The following is a 24,332-nucleotide window of genomic DNA, read 5'->3' as shown; positions in this document are numbered from 1 at the left end:
ACGTGCGGCCGGCCGAACCGACCGGTCGCACGTCGGCAACATCCGGGTCACATGCCGTCCCTACGATCCGATCCGGCAGGACGGCGGCGACGAGAGGCGTGCGGGCGATGAGGGCACCGACCTTGCAGGGCGAGATGATCGTGCTGCGACCGCTCGAGGGACGGGACGCGGACGCGGTCTACGAGCTGCTGTCCGACCCGGAGGGTCGGCGGCTGGTCGGCGGCACCCGCCAGTACACCCGCGCGGAGATCCCCGCGGCGATCGCCCGCGCGGCGGCGTCCGAGGACCGACTGGTCCTGGCGGTCACGGCCAACGGGGACGACGAGTACCTGGGCCAGATCGCGCTCGAGTCGATCGACCCCGTGGTCGGTGCCGCCTCCGTCACCCTGCAGATGCGCCCCGCGTACCGGGGTCGGGGGTACGGCACGGAGGCGATCGAGCTGGTGCTCGGCTTCGCCTTCGACGGGCTCGGTCTGCACCGCGTCGGCATCGAGGTGCTCGCGATCAACGCGCGGGCGAAGTCGTTGTACGAGAACCTCGGGTTCCGCGTGGAGGGCCGGCTGCGCGACGCCTACCGCGACGGCGACGGCTGGTGCGACGGGATCCTGATGGGTCTGCTGGAGGACGAGTACCGGGCCGGGCAGCCGGCCTAGAGGGGATCGGCGTGCTGACCGTCACCGTGCCGTCGCAGGACCTGCTCGGCCGTCTGGCCGACCTGGCCGACCGGGTGCGGCTGGTCCGCTGGGACCTCGCGGCCCCGCTGGGCCCGGACGTAGCGCCCGACGTGGGCGTGGTGGTGGTCCCGCACTACTTCGTCCGGCCCGGTGGCTTCGCCGTGCTGCACGGCCTGCCCCGGCTTCGGCTCGTGCAGCTGCCCAGCGCCGGGTTCGAGCACGCCCTGCCGCACATGCCGGCGGGCATCACGCTGTGCAACGGTCGCGGCGTGCACAGCACGGGTACCGCGGAGCTCGCCCTCGCGCTGACGTTGGCGATGCAGCGCGGCCTCCCGGACGCCGTCGCCGCCCAGGCACAGGGCCGGTGGAGCTCGCCGATGCTGCACTCGCTGGCGGACCGGCGGGTCGTGGTGGTCGGGGCCGGGTCGGTGGGTGCCGCGGTGGTGTCGCGGCTGCGGCCGTTCGAGGTCGACGTGGTGCAGGTGGGTCGCAGCGCGCGGGACACCGCCGACGGTCACGTGCACGCCGTCGGCGAGCTGGCGGACCTGGTGCGCGACGCTGACGTGGTGATCCTGGTCGTGCCGCTGGACCGCAGCACCCACCACCTGGTGGACGCTGCGCTGCTGCGGCGGATGAAGGACGGTGCGCTGCTGGTGAACCTGGCGCGCGGCAAGGTGGTGGACACCGACGCGCTGCTCGCCGAGCTGACCTCAGGTCGTCTCCGGGCGGCGCTCGACGTCACCGACCCGGAGCCCCTCCCACCGGAGCACCCGCTGTGGCACGCGCCGAACGTGCTGATCACGGCGCACCAGGGCGGCAACACCGATGCCACGGAGCCGCGCGTGGCGGCGCTGGTCCGTCGGCTGCTCGAGGACCTTCTGGCGGGACGGGAACCGCAGAACGTCGTCGCGCGCACCTGAGCCGGTGCCCACGTGCAGCCGCCGGGCCGCGCTCGCGCGGCCGTTCCCGCACCGGACCTGTCAGCCGCGGCGGCCGTACGCCTCGAGCGTCGCGCGTCGCTCCGTCGCGTGGTCGACGATCGGTGCGGGGTAGCCCGCCGGGGCACGTTCGCCGAGGGTCCACGGCTGGTGCACCGCCGGCGCGGGGACGTCGCGGAGCTCGGGCACCCACCGGTGCATGTACCGCCCGTCGGGGTCGAACCGCTGGGACTGGGTGACAGGGTTCAGCACCCGGAAGTACGGCGCGGCGTCGAAGCCGGTCCCGGCCACCCACTGCCAGTTCAGCTGGTTCTGCGCGACGTCCCCGTCCACCAGGTGCGCCATGAAGTGCGCAGCCCCACGTCGCCAGTCCAGGTGCAGGTCCTTGACCAGGAACGACGCGGTGACCATCCGCACCCGGTTGTGCATCCAGCCGGTGGTGGCCAGCTGGCGCATGCCGGCGTCGACCAGCGGGTAGCCGGTACGGCCCTCGGACCAGGCGGTGAACGCCGCGTCGGCGTGCGGACCGGACGCCCAGGCGTCGTCGGGCACCACGGCGCGCAGCGAGGAGTGGGCTGCCTCCGGCCGGTGCCACAGCACGTCGGCGTGGAACTCGCGCCAGGCCAGCTGGGAGGTGAACACCTCGGCGTCCGGGGCGAGCTCGGGTACGGCTGCCACCGCCTGGGCCAGGTCCGCGAGCAGCGTGCGCGGGTGCACCTCGCCGAGCTTGAGCGCGGCCGACAGCCGTGAGGTGCCCTCTCGGTCCGGACGGTCCCGGTCGACCGCGTACTCGGCGAGCGGGCCGCCGGCGAAGCGACGCCACGACGCGAGGGCGTCCCGCTCCCCGGCCGGTTCGGTGGGGTCCCCGCCGTCCGCCCCCGGTTCGCTCGGCTGCCGGTCGGCGCGCCGGTGGTCGTGGTCCGGTCCTGCCAGGCTCGCCCAGCCGTCGCCCCGCACCTGCACCCACCGGACCGTCGGAGCCGGCGCGGCGGGCGCCGACCACCCGTGCTCCAGCCATGCCCGCCGGAACGGCGTGAACACGGTGTACGGCGTTCCCTGCCGCGTGCGCAGCCGCCCGGGCGCCACCGCGTACGGGGATCCGGTCCGCACCAACGGCACGTCGAGCGCGTGCTCCACCGCCGCGTCGCGCCGCCGGCCGTAGGGCTCGGTCGAGGCCGTGACGTGCACGGCCGTTGCCCCGACCTCATGGACGACGGCGGGCACGACGGCGTCCGTTGCGCCGAGGCGGATCACCAGGCGCCCGTCCAGCGCCCGGTCGAGGGCGCGCAGGCTGGCGGTGAGCCGTCGCAGCCGGGGTGCTCCGGCTGCGACGATCAGCCGCGGATCGGCGACGAAGAGGGCGACCACCTCGCCGTCCGCCGCGTCGCGGACGGCGGCCAGCAGCGCCGGGTGGTCCGTGAGCCGCAGGTCGCGGCGGAACCAGAGGACGGTGGGCACGGGTGCGACGGTACGGGCCGGACGCTCGTGCGGCGACGCGTGCGGTGGCGCACCGACGCGCCGCTCCGACGCGCCCGCTGACGTGCCCCGCTGACGTGCCCCGCTGACGTGCCCCGCCGACGTGCCCCGCTGACGTGCCGCGCTGACGTCCCCCCGGCTACGTCGTGGCGCGCTGCGATGCCGAGCTGAGGGACCGCAGCTCGTCGAGCACCGTGGACTCGATCTCCGCCAGCGACCGGTGCTCGTCCTCCTGGATCCACTGCCCGAACGCGACGCCGAACACCGTGCTGCCGGCCTCCGCGGCGAGCGTGGCCCCCGGCTCTGGGACGCCTCGGGCGAGGAGCGCGGCGCGCAGCGTGCCGGCCAGCTCGGCCATCTTGTGCCGTTCCCGTTCGAGCAGCGCCGGGTTCTGGGCGATGACGGTGCGGCGCAGGCGGGCCCAGGCGCGCCGGTCGTCGGGGAAGAAGTCCGCACCCGAGCGCAGTGCTGCGGCTACCAGATCGAGCGCGGGGGTGCCGTCGGGTGCGTCGGCGAGGCCGGCGAGGAAGGCGTCGACCAGGCGGGACTGCCCGTCGAACAGCACCTCGCGCTTGTCCGCGAAGTGCCGGAAGAACGTCCGCTCGCTGAGGCCGACCGCGGCGGCGATGTCGGCGGCGGTCGTCTCCTCGAACCCGCGCTCGGCGAACAGCTCCAGGGCCGCCGCCTGCAGCCGCTCCCGCGTACCGGGTTCCCATCGCACCATGGCCCGAGTGTAGTGATGACAGCGACTGACATGAGACGTAGGGTGATGTCTGTCGCTGACATCAGCGACCTTTCGAAGGGAGCACCCATGCACGTGTTCGTCACCGGAGCCTCCGGGTGGATCGGCTCCGCCGCCGTCGACGAGCTGCTCGCGGCCGGTCACACCGTCACGGGGCTGGCCCGGTCGGACTCGTCCGCGGCCGCCCTGGCCGCCAAGGGCGTCACCGTGCAGCGCGGCGACCTGGACGACCTGGGCTCCATCCGCACCGGTGCGCTCGCCGCGGACGCCGTCCTCCACCTGGCCAACAAGCACGACTGGTCGAACCCGGCCGCCTCGGTCGCCGCCGAGCGCGGTGCGGTGGAGACGATCGGCGAGGCACTCGTCGGAACCGGCAAGACGTTCCTGCTCGCCTCGGGCGTCGCAGGGCTCACCCAGGGCCACCCTGCGACAGAAGCCGACCCGTCGCCGTTCCACGGGCCGCAGTCGCCCCGCGGCGGCACGGAGAACCTGGCCCTGGAGCTGGTGGACCAGGGGGTCCGCAGCATCGCGCTGCGGTTCGCACCGACGGTGCACGGCATGCGGGACCACGGGTTCGTCGCCGCGCTGACCGGTATCGCCCGCCGGCAGGGCGTGTCCGCCTATCCCGGCGAGGGGGCCAACCGGTGGGCGGCGGTGCACCGGTCGGACGCGGCCCGGATGATCGCTCTCGGCCTGGCCGACGCCCCTGCGGGCAGCAGGCTGCACGCCGTGGCGGAGGAGGGGGTGCCCTCCCGAGCGATCGCCGAGGCGATCGGGGCGGCTCTCGACGTCCCCGTCCGGTCCGTCGAGCCCGACGACGTGCCGGCGCACTTCGGTTGGATCGGCACGTTCTTCGGCATGGACCTGGCTGCGACGAGCGACGCGACCCGGCAGCTGCTGGGCTGGTCGCCGACGGGTCCCACCCTGCTCGAGGACATCGCGGCCGGCGCCTACACGCTCGCCTGACGGCCGCGGGTGCCGACGACCGACTCATCGGCTGTCGGCACCCGCGCCGCGGTCACCGCCGTTCGCCCACCAGCTGCGCCAGCTCGACGAGCCGGTGCGAGAAGCCGTACTCGTTGTCGTACCAGGCCAGGATCTTGACCTGGTCGCCCACCACCTGGGTCAGCGGGGCGTCGAAGATCGCCGAGTGCGGGTTGCCGACGATGTCGGCCGACACGATGGGCGCCTCCGAGTACTCGAGGTACCGCCCGAGCCCGGGGGAAGCCGCCGCCGCACGGAACGCCTCGTTGACCTCCTGGACGGTCGCGGTCCGGGACAGCACCGCGGTCAGGTCGGTGATCGAGCCGACCGGGACGGGCACCCGCAACGCGAAGCCGGTCAGCCTGCCGTCCAGCTCGGGGATGATCCGCCCGATGGTCTTCGCCGCGCCCGACGAGGTCGGGATGGTCGAGACCGCCGCCGCCCGCGCCCGGCGCAGGTCCGAGTGCGGCGCGTCGTGCAGCCGCTGGTCGCTCGTGTAGGCGTGCACCGTGGTCATCAGCCCCGACTCGATGCCGAAGGCGTCGTGCAGCACCTTGGCCATCGGCGCGAGGCAGTTGGTGGTGCACGAGCCGTTGGAGAACACGTCGTGCGCCGTGGGGTCGACCGCGTCGGTGTTGACGCCGAGCACGATCGCGGGCACGTCGCCCTTGGCCGGGGCCGAGACGATCACCTTGCGCGCGCCACCGGCCAGGTGCTGGCGCGCGCTGTCGGCGTCCGTGAAGCGCCCGGTGGACTCGATCACCACGTCGGCGCCGACCTCCCGCCAGGGGATCCGCGACGGCTCGCGCTCGGCGAACACGCGCAGCCGCCGTTCGCCGACGAGGATGTCGTCGCCGTCCACGCGCACGCCGTCGAGGTGACCCGAGATCGAGTCCCACTCCAGCAGCGTGGCCAACGTGGTCACGTCGGTGATGTCGTTGACCGCGACCACCTCGACGTCGGCGCCGCTGCTCAGCGCAGCCCGCAGAGCCGTGCGCCCGATGCGACCGAAACCGTTGATGCCGATCCGTACCGTCACTGCGTCTCCTTCGTCGAGGTGCTTGCCGTCTGTGCCCGCGCCGCCTCGAGGAGCGCCACCGCTCCGCGGACCGCTCGGTCCATGTACTCCTGGGAGCCGTGGGCGCGGGCCAGCACGTAGCCGCCCTGCAGCACCGCGGACAGGGCCAGGGCCAGGTCCTGCGCCGGGATCGTGCCCGGCAGCTGGCCGGCCTCGATGGCCTGCTCGACCGCCCGCGTCCAGCGCTCGGCCTGGGTGTCGAACGCGCGCGCCACCTCCGCGAGCAGCTCGGGGTCCTGGACCACCTGCGGGTCCTGTGTCATGCGTCCGGCGCGGCAGCCCTTGGTGCCGGGTCGCGGCCGTTGCAGGTATCCCTCGATCCGGTCGAGCGGCGTGCCGCCATGGTTCTCGTCCTCGAGCCCCTGCGCCTCGGCGATCAGGGTGTCGATGGCGGACCGGAAGGCCGCCACCGCGAGCTCGTGCTTTCCCGAGAAGTGGTGGTACATGCTGCCCTGCCCGACGCCGGCCTTGGCGAGCACGTCGTGCGGGCTGGTGGCGGCGTAGCCGCGCTCCCAGAGCAGGTCGGCCATCGCCTCGGTCAGGCGTTCCCGGGTGGAGGTCATGTCGTCACTGTACCTACTAGTAGTTACAGAACGCTAGGTGCTGCCCGTGGCGTTCCGCGGCGCACCCGCCGGGGCGGCGTGGACGCTCACACAGCGGGACGACGGGTTCTCTGTCCGTGAGACGGACGTACGGTTGGCGGGCGCCACCAGGCGGTGGCCACCGTCACGCCCGAGGAGATGCCCGCGATGAGCCGTCCGCTGCGCTCACGTACCTCGACCCACGGCCGCAACATGGCCGGTGCCCGCGCGCTGTGGCGCGCGACCGGCATGGGTGCCGACGACTTCGGCAAGCCGATCGTCGCGATCGCCAACTCGTACACGCAGTTCGTCCCGGGCCACGTGCACCTGAAGGACATGGGCGACCTGGTCGCGTCCGCGATCCGCGAGGCCGGCGGCGTGGCCAAGGAGTTCAACACCATCGCGGTCGACGACGGCATCGCCATGGGCCACGGCGGCATGCTCTACTCGCTGCCCAGCCGTGACCTCATCGCCGACTCCGTCGAGTACATGGTCAACGCGCACACCGCGGACGCCCTGGTGTGCATCTCCAACTGCGACAAGATCACGCCCGGCATGCTGCTGGCCGCGCTGCGCCTGAACATCCCGACGGTCTTCGTCTCCGGCGGCCCGATGGAGGCCGGCAAGGCCGTCGTCGCCGACGGTGTGGCCAGCACCCACCTCAACCTGATCAACGCGATCAACTACTCGGCGGACGACAACGTCTCCGACGACGCGCTCGGCCTGGTCGAGGCGAACGCCTGCCCCACCTGCGGGTCCTGCTCCGGCATGTTCACCGCCAACTCGATGAACTGCCTGACCGAGGCGCTCGGGCTGTCCCTGCCCGGCAACGGCTCGACGCTGGCCACGCACGTCGCGCGTCGGGACCTGTTCCTCGAGGCCGGGCGCACGGTGGTCGAGCTGGCCAAGCGGTACTACGAGGACGAGGACGACACCGTCACGCCGCGCGGCATCGCCACCAAGGCGGCCTTCACCAACGCGATGACGCTGGACGTCGCGATGGGCGGCTCCACCAACACCGTGCTGCACATCCTGGCGGCGGCGCAGGAGGCCGGCGTCGACTTCACGCTGGCCGACATCGACCGGCTGTCCCGCCGCGTCCCGTGCCTGAGCAAGGTGGCCCCGAACCACCCGGACTTCCACATGGAGGACGTGCACCGAGCCGGTGGCATCCCCGCGCTGCTCGGCGAGCTGGACCGCGCGGGCCTGCTGGACCACGACGTGACCAGCGTCCACACCCCGACTTTGCGGGCCTGGCTCGACGACTGGGACGTGCGCGGCGGCAAGGCCACCGACCGGGCGGTCGAGCTGTTCCACGCCGCCCCCGGCGGCGTGCGCACCACCCGGGCGTTCTCCACCGCCAACCGCTGGGACCACCTGGACACGGACGCGGAGAGCGGCTGCATCCGCGACGTCGCGCACGCCTACACGGTCGAGGGCGGCCTGGCGGTGCTGCGCGGCAACCTCGCCGACGACGGCGCCGTGATCAAGACCGCCGGCATCGACCCCGAGCTGTTCCACTTCGTCGGCACGGCCGTCGTCTGCGAGTCGCAGGAGGAGGCGGTCGACAAGATCCTGTCCAAGCAGGTCAAGCCGGGCGACGTCGTCGTCGTGCGCTACGAGGGCCCGTCCGGCGGCCCCGGCATGCAGGAGATGCTCTACCCGACGTCGTTCATCAAGGGTCGTGGCCTGGGCAAGGTGTGCGCGCTGATCACCGACGGCCGGTTCTCCGGCGGGTCCAGCGGCATCTCGGTGGGCCACGTGTCCCCGGAGGCGGCCGCAGGCGGCACGATCGGCCTGGTCGAGGACGGCGACGAGATCGAGATCGACGTCGAGACGCGGCTGATCCGGCTCAACGTGCCGGACGACGTGCTCGCTGCGCGCCGCGCCAAGATGGAGGCGTCCGAGCGGCCGTGGCAGCCGCTGGACCGCGAGCGGTACGTGTCCCAGGCGCTGCAGGCGTACGCGGCGATGGCGACGTCCGCCGATCGCGGGGCTGTGCGGGACCTGTCGCGGATCCGGCGCGGCTGACGGGCCGCGCTCGGCCGGCGGCGCGGGCCCGGGCCGACGAGGTAAGGGCGACCTACACTCCGAGGGCATGACGGCCACCGCGGGTTCAGGTAGCGACGGGATCGACCTCAAGCCGCGCTCGCGGCAGGTGACGGACGGCATCGAGGCGACGGCGGCGCGTGGCATGCTGCGCGCGGTCGGCCTCGGTGACGAGGACTTCGCCAAGCCGCAGATCGGCGTCGCCAGCTCGTGGAACGAGATCACGCCCTGCAACCTTTCGCTGCAGCGACTGGCCCAGGCCGTGAAGGGCGGCGTGCACGCCGCCGGCGGCTATCCGCTGGAGTTCGGCACCATCTCGGTCTCCGACGGCATCTCCATGGGCCACGAGGGGATGCACTTCTCGCTGGTCAGCCGCGACGTGATCGCCGACTCGGTGGAGACCGTGATGATGGCCGAGCGGCTGGACGGCTCGGTGCTGCTGGCCGGCTGCGACAAGTCGCTGCCCGGCATGCTGATGGCCGCCGCCCGGCTGGACCTGGCCAGCGTGTTCCTCTACGCCGGCACGATCATGCCGGGCTGGGTCAAGCTCGAGGACGGCACCGAGAAGGACGTCACGATCATCGACGCCTTCGAGGCGGTCGGCGCGTGCGCCCGCGGCCTGATGAGCCGCGGTGACCTCGACCGGATCGAGCGGGCCATCTGCCCGGGTGAGGGCGCCTGCGGCGGCATGTACACCGCCAACACCATGGCGTCGGTGGCCGAGGCGCTCGGCATGTCGCTGCCCGGCTCGGCGGCCCCGCCGTCGGCCGACCGGCGCCGCGACGCCTACGCCCACCGCTCCGGCGAGGCGGTCGTGAACCTGCTGCGGCAGGGCATCACCGCCCGCCAGATCATGACCAAGGAGGCGTTCGAGAACGCCATCGCCGTGGTGATGGCGTTCGGGGGCTCCACCAACGCCGTGCTGCACCTGCTGGCGATCGCGCACGAGGCGCAGGTGGAGCTGACGCTCGACGACTTCTCGCGGGTGGCGGCCCGGGTGCCGCACCTCGGTGACCTCAAGCCGTTCGGCCGGTACGTGATGTACGACGTGGACCGGGTCGGCGGCGTGCCCGTCGTGATGAAGGCCCTGCTCGATGCGGGGCTGCTGCACGGCGACTGCCTGACGGTCACCGGCCGCACGGTCGCGGAGAACCTGGCGGACATCGACCCGCCGGACCCGGACGGGGTGATCCTGCGTGCGCTGGACAACCCGATCCACCGGACCGGGGGCATCACCATCCTGGGCGGCAGCCTGGTGCCCGAGGGTGCCGTGGTGAAGTCGGCCGGCTTCGACTCGGACGTGTTCGAGGGCACCGCGCGGGTGTTCGAGCGCGAGCGGGCGGCGCTGGACGCCCTGGAGGACGGGACGATCCAGGCCGGGGACGTGGTGGTGATCCGCTACGAGGGGCCGAAGGGCGGCCCGGGCATGCGCGAGATGCTGGCCATCACCGGCGCGATCAAGGGCGCCGGGCTCGGCAAGGACGTGCTGCTGGTCACCGACGGCCGGTTCTCGGGCGGCACCACCGGGCTCTGCGTCGGCCACATCGCCCCGGAGGCGGTCGACGGCGGTCCCATCGCCTTCGTCCGGGACGGCGACCGGATCCGGCTCGACGTCGCCAACGCCCGGCTCGACCTGCTGGTGGACGACGACGAGCTGGCAAGGCGGCGCGCGGGCTGGGCGCCGATCGCCCCGCGGTTCACCACCGGGGTGCTGGGCAAGTACCAGAAGCTGGTCGGCTCGGCGTCCCGGGGGGCGGTCCTCGGCTGACCTGGCGCCTGTGCCGCCGGCCCGGCTGGCGGAGGCGCATCGGTCGGGTTTGATGGACCGGTGACCTTCACCCCCGCCGACGCCCCGTGGTGGACGCGCGCCGTCGTCTACCAGATCTACCCGCGCTCCTTCGCCGACTCCGACGGCGACGGCATGGGCGACCTGCGGGGGATCCTCGAGCACGTCGACCACCTGGTCGACCTGGGCGTGGACGTGGTGTGGCTGTCGCCGGTGTACCGCAGCCCGCAGGACGACAACGGCTACGACATCAGCGACTACCGGGACGTCGACCCGATGTTCGGCACGCTGGCCGACCTCGACGAGCTGATCGACACGCTGCACGGCCACGGCATCCGGCTGGTGATGGACCTCGTCGTCAACCACACCTCCGACGCGCACCCGTGGTTCGTCGCCTCGCGCTCGTCGAAGGACGACCCCAAGCGGGACTGGTACTGGTGGCGGCCGGCGCGCGAGGGCATGGAGGCCGGGACCACCGGTGCCGAGCCGAACAACTGGGGGTCCTTCTTCTCGGGCCCGGCGTGGCAGTACGACCAGGCGACGGGCGAGTACTACCTGCACCTGTTCTCCCGCCGGCAGCCCGACCTGAACTGGGAGAACCCGGACGTCCGCGCGGCCGTCTACTCGATGATGCGCTGGTGGCTCGACCGGGGGGTCGACGGCTTCCGGATGGACGTCATCAACCTGATCTCCAAGGACCCGCGGCTGCCCGACGGCGAGGCGCAGCACGGTGCCCACGCCGGTCCGCTGGTCGCCAACGGCCCGCGGGTGCACGAGTTCCTCGCGGAGATGCACCGCGAGGTGTTCGCCGGGCGGGCCGACAAGCTGATCACCGTGGGGGAGACCCCCGGTGCGACGGTGGCCGACGGTGAGCGCTACACGGACCCCGCACGGCACGAGCTCGACATGGTGTTCACCTTCGAGCACGTCGATCTCGACCACGGTCCGGGCGGCAAGTTCGACGTGCGGCCGCTGAGGCTGACCGACCTGAAGGCGGTGCTGGGCCGGTGGCAGGTGGGGCTGGCCGAGCGGGGCTGGAACTCCCTCTACTGGGACAACCACGACCAGCCGCGCATCGTCTCCCGCTGGGGCGACGACGGCCGTTACCGCCGCGAGTCCGCCCGGATGCTCGCCACCGTCCTGCACCTGCACCGCGGCACGCCGTACGTGTACCAGGGCGAGGAGCTGGGCATGACCAACGCGCACTGGGACACGTTCGACCACTACCGCGACATCGAGTCGCTCCGGTACGTCGAGGAGATGCGCGCCGCAGGGACGCTGACCGACCAGCAGCTGCTGACGGCGCTCGCGGCCATGAGCCGGGACAACGCCCGCACCCCGATGCAGTGGGACGACTCGCCGCAGGCGGGGTTCACCACCGGTCAGCCGTGGCTGCCGGTCAACGTGAACCACACGACGATCAACGCGCGGGAGGACCGGGCGGACCCGGACTCGGTGTTCGCCCACTACCGCCGCCTGATCGCGCTGCGGCACGAGCACGACGTGGTGGCCCTCGGCGACTTCACCATGCTGCTGCCCGACGACGAGCACGTGTACGCGTTCACGCGCCGCCTCGGCACCGAGGAGCTGCTGGTGCTCGGCAACTTCACGGGCGACCCGCAGCCGGTGACGCTCGACGACCCGTGGCCCGCCGACGCGGAGGTGCTGATCGGCTCGTACCCGGGGGAGACGCCCGGGCCCGACACGGCCCTGCGCGCGTGGGAGGCACGCGTCTACCGCAGGCTGCGTGCGTGACGTCCCGCGATCCGAGACCGTGCACCGCGATGTGAGACGAACGGACCCACGCGTGACAGCGCGTGGGCCCGTGGCGTAGTGTCCGGCGGGTGCAGACGAACCTCCTCGTAGTACTTACCTGAGCGCCGGCGACGACCTCCCGCTCCGGTCTTCGTCCGCGCGCACCCCTCGACCAGCCCGTCCCCGGGCCGAGGGGTTTTTTCGTGTTCGGGGACCTGTAGCGCCGTAGTCCGAAGTCCAGCAGTCCCGCAGTCCGACCCCGAGGAGACACCGATGGTCCAGGGTCCTCACCCGGCACCACCCGCGACGCCGCGGCCCGCGGCCGCCGCGCGGCCGCCCGCCGCACCGCAGCACGGCTCGACGATCGGGCCCGAGCAGGTCACCGGCGCGCAGTCGATCGTCCGGTCGCTCGAGGAGGTCGGCGTCGAGGTCGTCTTCGGCATCCCCGGCGGCGCGATCCTGCCGACCTACGACCCGCTGATGGACTCGGCCAAGGTGCGCCACATCCTGGTGCGCCACGAGCAGGGCGGTGGTCACGCGGCCTCCGGGTACGCCCACGCCACCGGCAAGGTCGGCGTGACGATGGCGACCTCGGGGCCGGGTGCGACCAACCTGGTCACCGCGATCGCCGACGCGAACATGGACTCGATCCCCATGGTGGCGATCACGGGTCAGGTCGGCGCCGCGCTGATCGGTACGGACGCCTTCCAGGAGGCGGACATCGTCGGCATCACGCTGCCGGTGAGCAAGCACAACTACCTGGTGACGGACGCGGACGAGATCCCCCGGGTGATCGCGGAGGCCTTCCACATCGCCTCGACGGGACGGCCAGGGCCGGTGCTGGTCGACATCGCCAAGTCGGCGATGCAGGCGCGGACGACGTTCTCCTGGCCGCAGGAGATCCAGCTGCCCGGGTACCACCCGGTGACCAAGCCGCACGCCAAGCAGGTGCGTGAGGCGGCCCGGCTGCTGGCCACGGCACGGCGGCCGGTGCTGCTGGTCGGCGGCGGCGTGATCCGCGCCGATGCGACCGCGCTGCTGCGCCGGCTGGTGGACGCCTCGGGTGCGGCGGTGACCACCACGCTGATGGCCCGCGGCGCGCTGCCCGACGACCACCCGCAGCACCTGGGCATGCCGGGCATGCACGGCACGGTGCCCGCGGTGGCGGCCCTGCAGCGCGCGGACCTGATCGTGGCGCTCGGCGCCCGGTTCGACGACCGTGTCACCGGTCTGCTGTCGAGCTTCGCGCCGAACGCCGCCGTGGTGCACGCCGACATCGACCCGGCGGAGATCGGCAAGAACGTCCGGGTGGACGTGCCGATCGTCGGCGACCTCAAGGAGGTCATCGCGGACCTGCTGCCGGAGCTCGAGCGCGAGCAGGCGCACCACGGCAAGCCGGACCTCGAGGCGTGGTGGCGGCAGCTGGACGCGTGGCGCGAGACGTTCCCGCTCGGGTACGACGAGCCGCACGACGGCCACCTGGCGCCGCAGCACGTGATCAGCCGGATCGGGGAGATCTCCGGGCCGGAGTCGATCTTCGTGGCGGGCGTGGGCCAGCACCAGATGTGGGCCGCGCAGTTCATCAGGTACTCCCGGCCCAAGTCGTGGCTGAACTCGGGGGGCCTCGGCACCATGGGCTACGCCGTGCCGGCCGCGATGGGCGCCAAGGTCGGCCAGCCCGACCGCACCGTCTGGGCGATCGACGGCGACGGCTGCTTCCAGATGACCAACCAGGAGCTGGCCACCTGCGCGATCAACGACATCCCGATCAAGGTGGCGGTGATCAACAACTCCTCGCTCGGCATGGTGCGCCAGTGGCAGACCCTGTTCTACGAGTCGCGCTACTCCAACACCGACCTGCACACCGGCCACGGCACGGTGCGGATCCCGGACTTCGTCAAGCTGGCCGACGCCTACGGCGCGGTCGGGCTGCGGTGCGAGACCAAGGCCGACGTGGACGCGACCATCAAGCGCGCGATGGAGATCGACGACCAGCCCGTGGTGGTGGACTTCACCGTCTCCCGCGACGCGATGGTCTGGCCGATGGTGGCCGCCGGAGTGAGCAACGACGACATCCAGTACGCCCGGGGACTGTCCCCGGCGTGGGACCGGGAAGACTGAGGAGATCCGACCATGACCCGGCACACCCTCTCGGTGCTCGTCGAGAACAAGCCCGGCGTGCTCACGCGCGTCGCCGGCCTGTTCGCGCGGCGCTCGTTCAACATCCACTCCCTCGCGGTGGGCCCCACCGAGCACGAGGAGATCAGCCGCATCACCGTCGTCGTCGACGTCGACGCGCTGCCGCTCGAGCAGGTGACCAAGCAGCTGAACAAGTTGATCAACGTCATCAAGATCGTCGAGCTCGAGGACGACGCCTCCGTGCGCCGCGAGCTGCTGCTGGTCAAGGTGAAGGCCGACCAGTCCCAGCGCACCGGTGTGCTGGAGGTGGTGGACCTGTTCCGCGCCCACGTCGTGGACGTCGGCACGGAGTCCGTGGTCGTCGAGGCGATCGGCAGCCCCACCAAGCTGACCGCGCTGCTGGCGGCCCTGGAGCCGTTCGGCATCCGTGAGATCGTCCAGTCGGGCACCGTCGCCATCGGCCGCGGCCCCCGTTCCATCACCGACCGAGCCCTGGAGCGGGTGAGCCGGTCGGCCTGACCTGCCGACCTCTCGCCGTCTTCCCCCGCACTCTGCACAACCGACAACCGAGGAGAGTTCCACCGTGGCTGAGCTGTTCTACGACGACGACGCCGACCTGGCCGTCATCCAGTCCAAGAAGGTCGCCGTCATCGGCTACGGCAGCCAGGGGCACGCGCACGCACTGAACATGCGCGACTCCGGCGTCGACGTCCGCATCGGCCTGCGCGCCGGCTCGGCGTCCCGGGCCAAGGCCGAGCAGCAGGGCCTGCGGGTCCTCGAGGTGGCCGACGCGGTCAAGGAGGCCGACGTCGTCGTGATCCTGGCGCCGGACCAGGCGCAGCGGAAGCTGTACGCCGAGGAGATCGAGCCGAACCTGAACCCGGGCACCGCGCTGGTGTTCGGCCACGGCTTCAACATCCGCTTCGGCTACATCACCCCGAAGGCCGACGCCGACGTGTTCATGGTCGCCCCCAAGGGTCCGGGCCACCTGGTGCGTCGCGAGTACGTCGCCGGCCGTGGCGTGCCGGTCGCGATCGCCGTCGAGAAGGACGCGTCCGGCCAGGCGTGGCCGCTCGCGCTGTCGTACGCCAAGGCGATCGGCGGCCTGAAGGCGGCCGGCATCAAGACCACCTTCACCGAGGAGACCGAGACCGACCTGTTCGGTGAGCAGGCCGTCCTCTGCGGTGGTGTCTCGCAGCTGATCCAGTACGGCTTCGAGACGCTGACCGAGGCCGGCTACCAGCCGGAGATCGCATACTTCGAGGTGCTGCACGAGCTGAAGCTGATCGTCGACCTCATCTACGAGGGCGGCATCACCAAGCAGCGCTGGTCGGTCTCGGACACGGCCGAGTACGGCGACTACGTCTCCGGCCCGCGGGTGATCGACCCGCACGTGAAGGAGAACATGAAGGCGGTGCTGGCCGACATCCAGTCGGGGGCGTTCGCCACCCGGTTCATCGCCGACCAGGACGCCGGTGCGCCGGAGTTCAAGGCGCTGCGGGAGAAGGGCCAGAACCACCCGATCGAGCCGGTCGGCCGCGAGCTGCGCAAGCTGTTCGCGTGGGTGAAGCCGTCGGACGCCGACTACACGGAGGGAAGCGCGGCGCGCTGACCGCAGGTGGGGGTCGCCCGTAGGGCGGCACCCGCCGGAGGGCAGTGCAGAGCGCTTCCCGACCACAGGTAGAGCGGGTTGGGCGGCGCGCTGACCGGGGGTCGCCCGTAGGGCGGCACCCCGCCGCAGGGCAGTGCAGAGCGCTTCCCGACCACGGCTGGAGCGGGTTCGGCGGCGCGCTGACCGCAGTCGTGCAGGTGGGGGTCGTCCTTCGGGTGGCCCCCACCTCGCACGTCCGGCCCCGGCCCGCCACGATGTCCCCATGACGGACGAGACGGACGAGCAGCTGGTGCCCGCCGCGGGCGGGTCGGGTGTCCCGGGTGACGTGGACGGCGACGGGCTGTCCGACGTCCCCGCGGTGGGCGGTGACGTCGAGGAGGACGACGCCCTGGTGGCGTTCTGGCAGGCGGCTCAGGCGCACCTCGGCCTGGGCCGGATGGACGTGGTGATGGGTCCGGGCGACCGCGACCTCGTCGCCCCGCCGGTGTGGTCGTTCGGGGACAGCCCGCAGCTCGCGGACGAGCTGCTCGAGCTGGTGCTGGCGGGCCGGAAGACCGCGACGGCCGGCGCCCTGAGCGACTACGAGGCGGCGGGGGAGGCGCTCCCGCAGGTCGGTGACGTCTCGATCGTCACCGACGGGTCGGGGACGCCCCGCGTCGTGCTGCGCGCCACGCAGGTGGACGTGGTGCCGTTCGACGAGGTGGGGGCCGAGCACGCCGCTCTCGAGGGAGAGGGGGACCGGTCGCTGGAGCAGTGGCGACGGGACCACGAGGCGGTGTGGCGACGTAGGCTGCCCGCCGAGCCGTTCGACCCGCGGATGGCGATGGTCCTCGAGCGGTTCGAGGTGGTGTACCCGACGCTGGGCCCCACACCTGCGGAGTGATCCCCGCTGACCATGTAGTGAGACTCCCATCCCGAGGGATGGGACGGACCGCTAGCGTGGCTCCCATGTCCGACGCCGCACCGCAGGTGCCCGCCCTCGCCGACCCGACCGTGCTCGACCTGGCCGTCGTGCCGGGGGACGGCATCGGCATCGAGGTGGTGGAGCAGGGCCTCCTCGCCCTCGAGGCGGCCCTGGCCGGCGGCGGCCCGTCGCTGCGCACCACGCAGTTCGACCTCGGTGCGCGGCGCTGGCACGCCACGGGCGAGACGTTGACGGACGACGACCTCGCCGCGATCCGCACCCACGACGCGATCCTGCTCGGCGCGGTCGGCGACCCGACGGTGCCGTCCGGCGTGCTCGAGCGCGGCCTGCTGCTGCGGCTCCGGTTCGCGCTGGACCACTACGTCAACCTCCGGCCCGGCCGGCTCTACCCGGGCGTGCGGTCCCCGCTGGCCGACGCGGGCGAGGTCGACTTCGTCGTCGTCCGTGAGGGCACCGAGGGTCCGTACGTCGGCAACGGTGGTGCGCTCCGCGCCGGCACGCCGCACGAGGTGGCCACCGAGGTGAGCCTCAACACCGCCTTCGGCGTCGAGCGGGTGGTCCGGTACGCCTTCGAGGTCGCCTCGCGCCGACCCCGGAAGCAGCTGACGCTGGTGCACAAGCACAACGTGCTGGTGCACGCGGGCCACCTGTGGCGCCGCACGGTCGACGCGGTGAACGCCGAGTTCCCCGACGTGACGGTCGACTACTCGCACGTCGACGCCGCCACGATCTACCTGGTCACCGACCCGTCCCGGTTCGACGTCGTGGTGACCGACAACCTGTTCGGCGACATCCTCACGGACCTCGCCGCGGCGATCACGGGCGGGATCGGCCTGGCTGCCTCGGGCAACGTCAACCCGGACCGCACCGCGCCGAGCATGTTCGAGCCGGTGCACGGCTCCGCCCCGGACATCGCAGGGCAGGGCAAGGCGGACCCGACGGCCACGGTTCTGTCCGTCGCGATGCTGCTCGACCACCTCGGGCTCCCGGACGCCGCGGCCCGCGTCGAGGCGGCCGTCGCGGCCGACCTGGCCGACCGGGCCGGGGCTGCGCGAGTACGGTCGACGGCCGAGGTGGGCCAGGACCTCGTCTCCCGCATCGCCGGCTGACCCCGGGGTCGCTCGCGACCCTGTCCTGCCGCCCCGGCCGTCGTCACCGGTACCGTCGTCCCCGACCCTGGTGAAAGGCCCTCACATGAGCACGGACATGAGCACGACCACGCCCGACCTGTTCGAGATCCGTCCCAGCGCCCACCCGGTGCCGGACGCCGAGCGCGAGGCCGCGCTGGCGTCCCCGCGGTTCGGCACGGTGTTCACCGACCACATGGCACGGATCAGCTGGTCCACCGCCGACGGCTGGCACGACCGGCGGGTGGAGCCCTACGGCCCGCTGCAGCTCGACCCCGCCACCGCCGTGCTGCACTACGCGCAGGAGATCTTCGAGGGGCTCAAGGCGTACCGGCACGCCGACGGCTCGGTCTGGACCTTCCGACCCGAGGTGAACGCAGCGCGCTTCGCGCGATCGGCCCGCCGCCTGGCCCTCCCGGAGCTGTCCACGCAGGACTTCCTGGGTGCGATCCAGGCGCTGGTCACGGTGGACCGCGCCTGGGTGCCGACGGGCGAGGAGATGAGCCTGTACCTGCGGCCGTTCATGTACGCGTCGGAGTCGTTCCTCGGCGTGCGGCCCGCCGGCGCCGTGGAGTTCCTGGTCATCGCGTCGCCCGTCGGTCCGTACTTCGCCGGCGGCGTCAAGCCGGTGTCCATCTGGGTGGACCGCGACTACCACCGGGCCGGTCCGGGCGGCACCGGTGCGGCCAAGTGCGGCGGCAACTACGCCGCCAGCCTGCTGCCGCAGCAGGAGGCCTACGCAAAGGGCTTCGAGCAGGTGTGCTTCCTCGACGCGACCACCGGGACGCAGCTGGAGGAGCTCGGCGGGATGAACGTGATGGTGGTGCACGCCGACGGGCACGTCAGCACGCCGCCGCTGACCGGGTCGATCCTCGAGGGCGTCACCCGGTCGTCGATCATCCAGCTGCTCGAGGAGTCCGGGCACCCGGTCCACGAGGAGGCCGTGCTGCTGGCCGACCTGACCGCGGGGCTGCGGGACGGGTCGGTGACCGAGGTGTTCGCGTGCGGCACGGCCGCGGTGATGACGCCGATCGGACGGCTGGCGTCGGACGACTTCGACCTGACGGTCGGCACGGGTGAGGCGGGGGCCGTCACCACCCTGGTGCGGCAGCAGCTGACGGACATCCAGTACGGGCGCGCCGAGGACCGGTACGGCTGGCTGCACCGGATCGCCTGAACCGCACCTGTGGACGACGCCGCACGTCGGCGCGGCGTCGTCCACAGGCCGGACGGGGTGTCCACCGGACGTGACGTGTGCCACCATGGCGGCGTGACCCGGTTCCACCTCATCATTGGATAGCGCGTCGGCAACCACCTCCGCCGACGCGCAGACCTCCCGACCCTCGGGGGGTCTTTTTGTTGTCACCGACGGTTCCCGGGCACCACCCCCGCCCGGTACGTCGCCCCCGGCACCACCCCCGCCGGTCCCGCACCGCACGAGCAGGAGAGCCCACGTGAGCACTGGCTTCCAGGTGTACGACACCACGTTGCGCGACGGCGCCCAGCAGGAGGGCATCGCCCTGTCGGTCGCCGACAAGCTGGCGATCGTCCCGCTGCTGGACGAGCTCGGCGTGGGCTACATCGAGGGCGGCTGGCCGGGCGCCGTGCCCAAGGACACCGAGTTCTTCAAGCGTGCGGCCAAGGAGCTCGACCTGCGGCACGCGGTGCTCGCGGCGTTCGGCGCCACGCGCCGCGCCGACGCGCGCGCGGCCGACGACCCGCAGGTGCGCGCGCTGGTGGACGCGGAGACGCCCGTGGTGACGGTGGTCGCCAAGAGCGACGTCCGGCACGTGGAGCGCGCGCTGCGGACGACGCCCGACGAGGGCCTGGCGATGATCGCCGACACCGTGCGGTTCCTGGTCCGCGAGGGACGGCGGGTGGTGGTGGACGCCGAGCACCTGTTCGACGGCTACCGGTTCGACGCCGACTTCTCCCGCGCCGCGGTGCTGACGGCGTTCGAGGCGGGCGCCGAGGTGGTCACGCTGTGCGACACCAACGGCGGGATGCTGCCCGCCTGGGTGACGCGCATCGTCACCGAGCTGCGCGAGGCGGTCGGGCCCGCCGGCATCCTCGGCATGCACGCGCACAACGACTCCGGGTGCGCGGTGGCCAACACGCTCGCGGCGGTCGAGGCGGGCTGCGAGCACGTGCAGGGGACCGTCAACGGCTACGGGGAGCGGACGGGCAACGCCGACCTGCTCACGGTCGTGGCGGACCTGGAGCTCAAGCTCGGGCGGCCGGTCCTGGCGGCGGTGGACGGCGGCGGTCTTCGCGAGCTGACCCGCATCGCCCACGCGATCAGCGAGATCACCAACATCTCGCCGTTCGCCCGGTCGCCGTACGTCGGTGCGAGCGCCTTCGCGCACAAGGCGGGCCTGCACGCGTCGGCGATCCGGATCGACCCGGACCTCTACCAGCACGCCGACCCGGCTGCCGTGGGCAACGACATGCGCATGCTCGTCTCCGACATGGCGGGCCGGGCGTCCATCGAGCTCAAGGGTCGCGAGCTGGGCTTCGACCTCTCCGACCGGCCGCAGGTGCTCGCCGCGGTGACCAACCGCGTCAAGGACGCCGAGGCCAACGGGTACACCTACGAGGCCGCGGATGCGTCGTTCGAGCTGCTCCTGCTCGAGGAGGCCGGTGCCGGCAAGCCCGCGTACTTCACGGTCGAGTCGTGGCGCACGATCATCGAGCGCCGGGGCGGCCGCGGTACGGCGGCGACCGCCGAGGCGACGGTCAAGCTGCACGCAGGCGGCGAGCGCTTCGTCAGCACGGGGGAGGGGAACGGCCCCGTCGACGCGCTGAACCACGCGCTCCGGCACGCCCTGCTCGGCGTCTACCCCGAGCTCGAGCCGTTCGTGCTGATCGACTTCAAGGTGCGGATCCTCGACTCGCAGCTCGGTACCGACGCGATCACGCGAGTCCTGATCGAGACCACGGACGGCAGCTCGTCGTGGAGCACCGTCGGGGTGGGGCCCAACCTGATCGAGGCGTCGTGGGAGGCCTTGACCGACTCGGTGATCTGGGGCCTGTACAAGGCCGGAGTCCCCGCCCGCTGAGCGCCCGTCGACCGTCGGCTGACGGGCCTCGTCGCGTGCCTAGAGTGGCGGGGTGCACGGTGCGTACAAGGTTCCCGGGGGCAAGCTCGTCGTCGTCGACCTGGACGTGGTCGACGGCCGCCTGACGGGCGTCGAGCTGAGCGGCGACTTCTTCGTCGAGCCCGACGAGGTGCTGGACGTGCTGCGCGACGCGCTCGAGGCGATGCCCGCGGACAGCAGCGTGACCCGGCTGACGCATGCGATGACCGAGGCGCTGGACGACGCACGGCTGCCCGCTGCACCGGCGATGATCGGCTTCACCGCCCGGGACGTCGCCGTCGCCGTGCGCCGGGCGCTCGGCCTGTCGACGACGTGGCAGGAGCACACGTTCGAGCTGCTGGACCCGGGCCCGCTGCCGCCGGCGATGCACACCGCGCTCGACCAGGTGCTGACCGAGGAGCTGGCCGCCGGACGGCGGGGTCCGACCCTGCGGTTCTGGGAGTGGCAGACGCCGGCTGTGATCATCGGCTCGTTCCAGTCCGTGCGCAACGAGGTGGACGCCGAGGCGGCGCAGCGCTACGGCGTGCAGGTGATCCGGCGGATCAGCGGCGGCGGCGCGATGTTCATGGAGGCGGGCAACTGCATCACGTTCTCGCTGGTGGTGCCCGAGTCGCTGGTGGACGGCCTGTCGTTCGAGGAGTCGTACGCGTTCCTCAACCAGTGGGTGCTGGGTGCGCTCGCGGACGTCGGCGTCGAGGCCGGCTTGTCCGGGCTCAACGACATCTCCTCACCGGCCGGGAAGATCGCCGGGTCCGCGCAGAAGCGCATGGTGGGCGGAGCGGTGCTGCACCACGTGACGATGGCGTACGACATCGACGCCGACAAGATGAACCAGGTGCTCCGCATCGGCCGCGAGAAGCTGTCCGACAAGGGCACGGTCAGCGCCGTCAAGCGCGTCGACCCCGTCCGTTCGCAGACGCGCCTGCCGCGCGAGGCGGTCATCGAGGCGTTCACCGAGCACTTCCGGACCCGGTACCCGACCGTCGAGGGCGGGTTGCGCCCGACGGAGCTCGCACGCGCCGCGCAGCTGCAGCACGAGAAGTTCGAGAACCCCCTCTGGACCGCCCGCCTGCCGTGACCCGGCGGCAGCCGGACGTCGGTCGGTCAGCCGTTCCCCTGCGACCGCGGCGAGCGCGCCCGCCCTCCGAGGCTCCGGAGCGAGCTCAGCACCTCGCGGGAGTGCGACCCGAAGAACCGGGCGTCGGCGCCCTCGACGACACGCACCGCGCTGCGCGCGAGCTCGGCACCGGCGGCGGTCACCTCGATGCGCCGCACGCGGGTGTCGGATGCGTCGACGGTCCGCACCACGAGTCCCTTGGCTTCCAGCCTGCGCAGCACCTCCGACGTCATCTTCGGGTCGGTGCCGGCCTGCCGGCCGACGTCCAGCTGGCTCGGTGGGGTGTCGGACCTGCCGAGCCACCACGTGCACGCCAGCAGGACGAACTGCACGTGGGTCAGGTCCAGGGGCCGCAGCGCCTCGGCGATCTCCCGCTGCCAGGCCATCGTCACCTGCCAGAGCAGGAACCCGGGGCTGTCGGCCGCCGGGTCGGCGAAACGGCTGCCGGCGGTGTCAGCCACGGCGGGCGGCGTCGACCAGGGCGTCGAGCTGCTCGGGGAAGTCGGCGCTGATCTGCGGGCCGAGCTCCGGCCCGGCCTCGTCGGCACCCGGGCCGCTGATCGTCAGCCGGTGGGTGATCCGGGTGCCGTCGGCGAGCTGCTCGAACGAGTGTCGGAACGTGAGCACGAGGTCCTCGAAGCGGGTCTCGTCGGCGTAGGTCGCGCCGGGCTCCAGCTCGGTGACGACCGACGTCATCGTGTCCTGTCCGGCTGGTGTGACGGCGATCCGCGTGCCGACCGCCAGCTCGCGGTCGGGCCGGAAGACGTCACCGCCCGGCAGCACGAGCCGTCCGGAGTGGATGGCGACGAACGTCTGCCAGAGCCGGTCGACGGGGACGTCGGTCTCGGCGGTGTGCTCATGAGTCCACATGGTTTCTCCGTAGGTGCGCAGATGATCTGTGCGCCCACTATCCGTGACGGCGGCCGCTGGTGTCAACACCCGGCGGCGTCAGCCGCGGGCGCCGAACACGGCGGTGCCGATCCGCACCACGGTGGCGCCCTCGGCGATCGCGGCCTCGAGATCGCCGCTCATCCCCATCGACAGCGCGCGGGCGTCCGCGGTGCCCGCGGCCCCGGAGGTCACCACCTCGTCCCGCAGGCGCGCGAGAACGGCGTAGCCGCCCTGGACCCGCGCCTCGTCCGCGGAGTTCGCCCCCACCGTCTGCAGGCCCGTGAGCCGCAGTCCCGGCAGCGCCGCCACGGCGACGGCCAGGTCCACCGCGCCGGAGGGATCGACACCGTGCTTCGTCGGTTCGCCCGAGACGTTGACCTGGACCATCACCTCGAGAGGTGCCTCCCGGTCGACGCACCGGGCGGACAGGCGCTGCGCGAGGTCCAGCGACTCGACGGAGTCGACCGAGTCCGCGTACCGCAGTGCGGCGTTGACCTTGTTCGTCTGCAGGGGGCCGATCAGGTGGTACGGGACCTCGAGGTCCGCCAGCTCCTCGGCCTTGGCCACCAGCTCCTGCACCCGGTTCTCGCCGAGGAGCAGCGTCCGCGTGACGCCCGACGCGCGGTGGGCGAGCACGGCGGCGCGGACGGTGGCCGCCGGCTGCGTCTTGGTCGCGAGCAGCAGGGTGACGTCCCCCGGTGGCCGACCCGAGGCGGCCTCCGCCCGGTCGATGCGGGCATGAACCGCTGCCAGCCGCACGCTCAGCTCGTCCGCCACGTCGGGGAACGCTACTGCGCGCCCGGCCGCGGGGGCGGCACCGCCCACGCGAGCCGAGGCGTGGTCAGGGTGCCGCGATCGCGGCCACGACGGCGCCGGTCAGCCGCACCAGGTCGTCCGGAGCCAGCCCGACGTCCAGCCCGCGCCGCCCGCCGGACACGTATACGGCGTCGTAGAGCCACACCGTCTCGTCCACCACGGTCGGGTGAGCCGTCTTCTGACCGAGCGGTGAGATCCCGCCCGCGACGTAGCCCGTGGCGCGCTCGGCGTCCGTGCGGTCCGCCATGGCGGCGCGCTTGCCGCCGACGGCGTGCGCGAGCGCCTTGAGGTCGAGCATCCCGGTGACCGGGACGACGGCGACGGTCAGGGTGCCGTCGACCTCGGCCATCAGCGTCTTGAACACCTGCCCCGGGTCCAGGCCGAGCACGGTCGCCGCCTCGAGGCCGTAGCCGAGGTCGGTGCGCGGGTCGTGCTCGTAGGTGTGCACGCTGTGCGGGGTCCCCGTCTCGGTGAGCAGCACCAGGGCCGGTGTGCCGGTCCCACCGGTCTTCGCACGCGCCACGGTCAGCCAGGGTAGAGGGAC

General features: G+C 72.6%; 22 protein-coding genes. 14 read left to right on the top strand and 8 right to left on the bottom strand.

Going from position 1 to position 24,332, the window contains the following annotated elements; translation table 11 throughout:
- Window positions 1-107 precede the first annotated feature (107 nt).
- Window positions 108-653 (top strand): GNAT family N-acetyltransferase, encoded by a 546-nt coding sequence (locus N0B34_RS17220; RefSeq protein WP_263732506.1) that lies wholly within the window; start codon window positions 108-110, stop codon window positions 651-653.
- Window positions 654-664: 11 nt separating this feature from the next.
- Window positions 665-1,594, top strand: a complete 930-nt coding sequence (locus N0B34_RS17215) for an NAD(P)-dependent oxidoreductase (protein ID WP_263732505.1) — start codon at window positions 665-667, stop codon at window positions 1,592-1,594.
- A 60-nt stretch (window positions 1,595-1,654) separates the two neighbouring features.
- Here the strand turns inward: N0B34_RS17215 and N0B34_RS17210 are convergent, their stop codons facing one another.
- Together N0B34_RS17210 and N0B34_RS17205 are read right to left on the bottom strand one after the other, a co-directional pair.
- Window positions 1,655-3,070, bottom strand: coding sequence for a cryptochrome/photolyase family protein (locus N0B34_RS17210; protein ID WP_263732504.1), 1,416 nt, complete (start codon window positions 3,068-3,070; stop codon window positions 1,655-1,657).
- 157 nt (window positions 3,071-3,227) lie between these two features.
- On the bottom strand, window positions 3,228-3,812 hold the full coding sequence (locus N0B34_RS17205) for a TetR/AcrR family transcriptional regulator (protein WP_263732503.1): 585 nt from the start codon (window positions 3,810-3,812) through the stop codon (window positions 3,228-3,230).
- Window positions 3,813-3,899: 87 nt separating this feature from the next.
- Here N0B34_RS17205 and N0B34_RS17200 point away from each other — a divergent pair, with 87 nt between their 5' ends.
- On the top strand, window positions 3,900-4,796 hold the full coding sequence (locus tag N0B34_RS17200; protein ID WP_263732502.1) for an SDR family oxidoreductase: 897 nt from the start codon (window positions 3,900-3,902) through the stop codon (window positions 4,794-4,796).
- A 52-nt stretch (window positions 4,797-4,848) separates the two neighbouring features.
- Here N0B34_RS17200 and gap read toward each other — a convergent pair whose 3' ends face one another.
- Window positions 4,849-5,853 carry a type I glyceraldehyde-3-phosphate dehydrogenase gene (gene gap / locus N0B34_RS17195; protein WP_263732501.1) on the bottom strand — a complete coding sequence of 335 codons (1,005 nt, stop codon included), beginning with the start codon at window positions 5,851-5,853 and terminating at the stop codon, window positions 4,849-4,851.
- A complete protein-coding gene (locus N0B34_RS17190; protein WP_263732500.1) occupies window positions 5,850-6,455 on the bottom strand; it encodes a TetR/AcrR family transcriptional regulator in 606 nt (201 codons plus the stop codon). Before N0B34_RS17190 ends, gap begins: the two co-directional genes overlap by 4 nt.
- A 186-nt stretch (window positions 6,456-6,641) precedes the next feature.
- Here N0B34_RS17190 and ilvD (N0B34_RS17185) point away from each other — a divergent pair, with 186 nt between their 5' ends.
- The 11 genes from ilvD (N0B34_RS17185) (at window position 6,642) to N0B34_RS17135 (ending at window position 22,042) form a co-directional block, all read left to right on the top strand.
- On the top strand, window positions 6,642-8,504 hold the full coding sequence (gene ilvD / locus N0B34_RS17185) for a dihydroxy-acid dehydratase (RefSeq protein WP_263732499.1): 1,863 nt from the start codon (window positions 6,642-6,644) through the stop codon (window positions 8,502-8,504).
- Window positions 8,505-8,571: 67 nt separating this feature from the next.
- Complete coding sequence (gene ilvD, locus N0B34_RS17180; RefSeq protein WP_263732498.1) at window positions 8,572-10,290, top strand: dihydroxy-acid dehydratase; 1,719 nt, start codon at window positions 8,572-8,574, stop codon at window positions 10,288-10,290.
- A 60-nt stretch (window positions 10,291-10,350) separates the two neighbouring features.
- Window positions 10,351-12,063: a glycoside hydrolase family 13 protein gene (locus tag N0B34_RS17175; protein WP_263732497.1), complete on the top strand. Its 1,713-nt coding sequence runs from the start codon at window positions 10,351-10,353 to the stop codon at window positions 12,061-12,063.
- Window positions 12,064-12,336: 273 nt separating this feature from the next.
- Entirely contained in the window at window positions 12,337-14,184 is a 1,848-nt protein-coding gene (locus N0B34_RS17170; RefSeq protein WP_263732496.1) for an acetolactate synthase large subunit, read from the top strand.
- A 12-nt stretch (window positions 14,185-14,196) separates the two neighbouring features.
- Window positions 14,197-14,721, top strand: coding sequence for an acetolactate synthase small subunit (ilvN, locus tag N0B34_RS17165; protein ID WP_263732495.1), 525 nt, complete (start codon window positions 14,197-14,199; stop codon window positions 14,719-14,721).
- Window positions 14,722-14,785: 64 nt separating this feature from the next.
- Window positions 14,786-15,814: a ketol-acid reductoisomerase gene (ilvC, locus tag N0B34_RS17160; protein WP_263732494.1), complete on the top strand. Its 1,029-nt coding sequence runs from the start codon at window positions 14,786-14,788 to the stop codon at window positions 15,812-15,814.
- A gap of 262 nt (window positions 15,815-16,076) precedes the next feature.
- The gene (locus tag N0B34_RS17155; protein ID WP_263732493.1) at window positions 16,077-16,697 is read left to right on the top strand and encodes an ASCH domain-containing protein; all 621 of its coding nucleotides are present in this window, start codon (window positions 16,077-16,079) and stop codon (window positions 16,695-16,697) included.
- 65 nt (window positions 16,698-16,762) lie between these two features.
- A complete protein-coding gene (locus N0B34_RS17150) occupies window positions 16,763-17,848 on the top strand; it encodes a 3-isopropylmalate dehydrogenase (RefSeq protein WP_263732492.1) in 1,086 nt (361 codons plus the stop codon).
- A gap of 97 nt (window positions 17,849-17,945) precedes the next feature.
- Complete coding sequence (locus tag N0B34_RS17145; protein ID WP_263732491.1) at window positions 17,946-19,043, top strand: branched-chain amino acid aminotransferase; 1,098 nt, start codon at window positions 17,946-17,948, stop codon at window positions 19,041-19,043.
- A gap of 277 nt (window positions 19,044-19,320) precedes the next feature.
- A complete protein-coding gene (gene cimA, locus N0B34_RS17140; protein ID WP_263732490.1) occupies window positions 19,321-20,925 on the top strand; it encodes a citramalate synthase in 1,605 nt (534 codons plus the stop codon).
- Between the two features lie 52 nt (window positions 20,926-20,977).
- Window positions 20,978-22,042, top strand: coding sequence for a biotin/lipoate A/B protein ligase family protein (locus N0B34_RS17135; protein WP_263732489.1), 1,065 nt, complete (start codon window positions 20,978-20,980; stop codon window positions 22,040-22,042).
- Window positions 22,043-22,068: 26 nt separating this feature from the next.
- On the opposite strand, the gene N0B34_RS17130 is transcribed toward N0B34_RS17135, so the two are convergent.
- From N0B34_RS17130 to ybaK, 4 genes are all read right to left on the bottom strand, one after another.
- Window positions 22,069-22,542, bottom strand: a complete 474-nt coding sequence (locus N0B34_RS17130) for a MarR family winged helix-turn-helix transcriptional regulator (protein ID WP_263732488.1) — start codon at window positions 22,540-22,542, stop codon at window positions 22,069-22,071.
- Window positions 22,535-22,951, bottom strand: coding sequence for a hypothetical protein (locus N0B34_RS17125; protein WP_263732487.1), 417 nt, complete (start codon window positions 22,949-22,951; stop codon window positions 22,535-22,537). Before N0B34_RS17125 ends, N0B34_RS17130 begins: the two co-directional genes overlap by 8 nt.
- 78 nt (window positions 22,952-23,029) lie before the next feature.
- Window positions 23,030-23,749: a YggS family pyridoxal phosphate-dependent enzyme gene (locus tag N0B34_RS17120; protein ID WP_263732486.1), complete on the bottom strand. Its 720-nt coding sequence runs from the start codon at window positions 23,747-23,749 to the stop codon at window positions 23,030-23,032.
- Window positions 23,750-23,813: 64 nt separating this feature from the next.
- Window positions 23,814-24,311 (bottom strand): Cys-tRNA(Pro) deacylase, encoded by a 498-nt coding sequence (gene ybaK / locus N0B34_RS17115; RefSeq protein ID WP_263732485.1) that lies wholly within the window; start codon window positions 24,309-24,311, stop codon window positions 23,814-23,816.
- Between the last annotated feature and the right edge of the window lie 21 nt (window positions 24,312-24,332).

This window comes from Cellulomonas sp. SG140 (genome assembly GCF_025770785.1).
GTDB lineage: Bacteria > Actinomycetota > Actinomycetes > Actinomycetales > Cellulomonadaceae > Cellulomonas.
Note: the sequence above shows the minus strand (reverse complement) of the source record. Positions and strands in the feature narration are given on the sequence as shown.

Coding starts and splice junctions, on each gene's coding strand:
- N0B34_RS17220 (WP_263732506.1), top strand. CDS start 108: ATGAGGGCACCGACCTTGCAGGGCGAGATGATCGTGCTGCGACCGCTC.
- N0B34_RS17205 (WP_263732503.1), bottom strand. CDS start 3,812: ATGGTGCGATGGGAACCCGGTACGCGGGAGCGGCTGCAGGCGGCGGCC.
- N0B34_RS17200 (WP_263732502.1), top strand. CDS start 3,900: ATGCACGTGTTCGTCACCGGAGCCTCCGGGTGGATCGGCTCCGCCGCC.
- N0B34_RS17190 (WP_263732500.1), bottom strand. CDS start 6,455: ATGACCTCCACCCGGGAACGCCTGACCGAGGCGATGGCCGACCTGCTC.
- ilvD (WP_263732499.1), top strand. CDS start 6,642: ATGAGCCGTCCGCTGCGCTCACGTACCTCGACCCACGGCCGCAACATG.
- ilvD (WP_263732498.1), top strand. CDS start 8,572: ATGACGGCCACCGCGGGTTCAGGTAGCGACGGGATCGACCTCAAGCCG.
- N0B34_RS17170 (WP_263732496.1), top strand. CDS start 12,337: ATGGTCCAGGGTCCTCACCCGGCACCACCCGCGACGCCGCGGCCCGCG.
- ilvN (WP_263732495.1), top strand. CDS start 14,197: ATGACCCGGCACACCCTCTCGGTGCTCGTCGAGAACAAGCCCGGCGTG.
- N0B34_RS17155 (WP_263732493.1), top strand. CDS start 16,077: ATGACGGACGAGACGGACGAGCAGCTGGTGCCCGCCGCGGGCGGGTCG.
- N0B34_RS17150 (WP_263732492.1), top strand. CDS start 16,763: ATGTCCGACGCCGCACCGCAGGTGCCCGCCCTCGCCGACCCGACCGTG.
- N0B34_RS17145 (WP_263732491.1), top strand. CDS start 17,946: ATGAGCACGACCACGCCCGACCTGTTCGAGATCCGTCCCAGCGCCCAC.
- N0B34_RS17125 (WP_263732487.1), bottom strand. CDS start 22,951: ATGTGGACTCATGAGCACACCGCCGAGACCGACGTCCCCGTCGACCGG.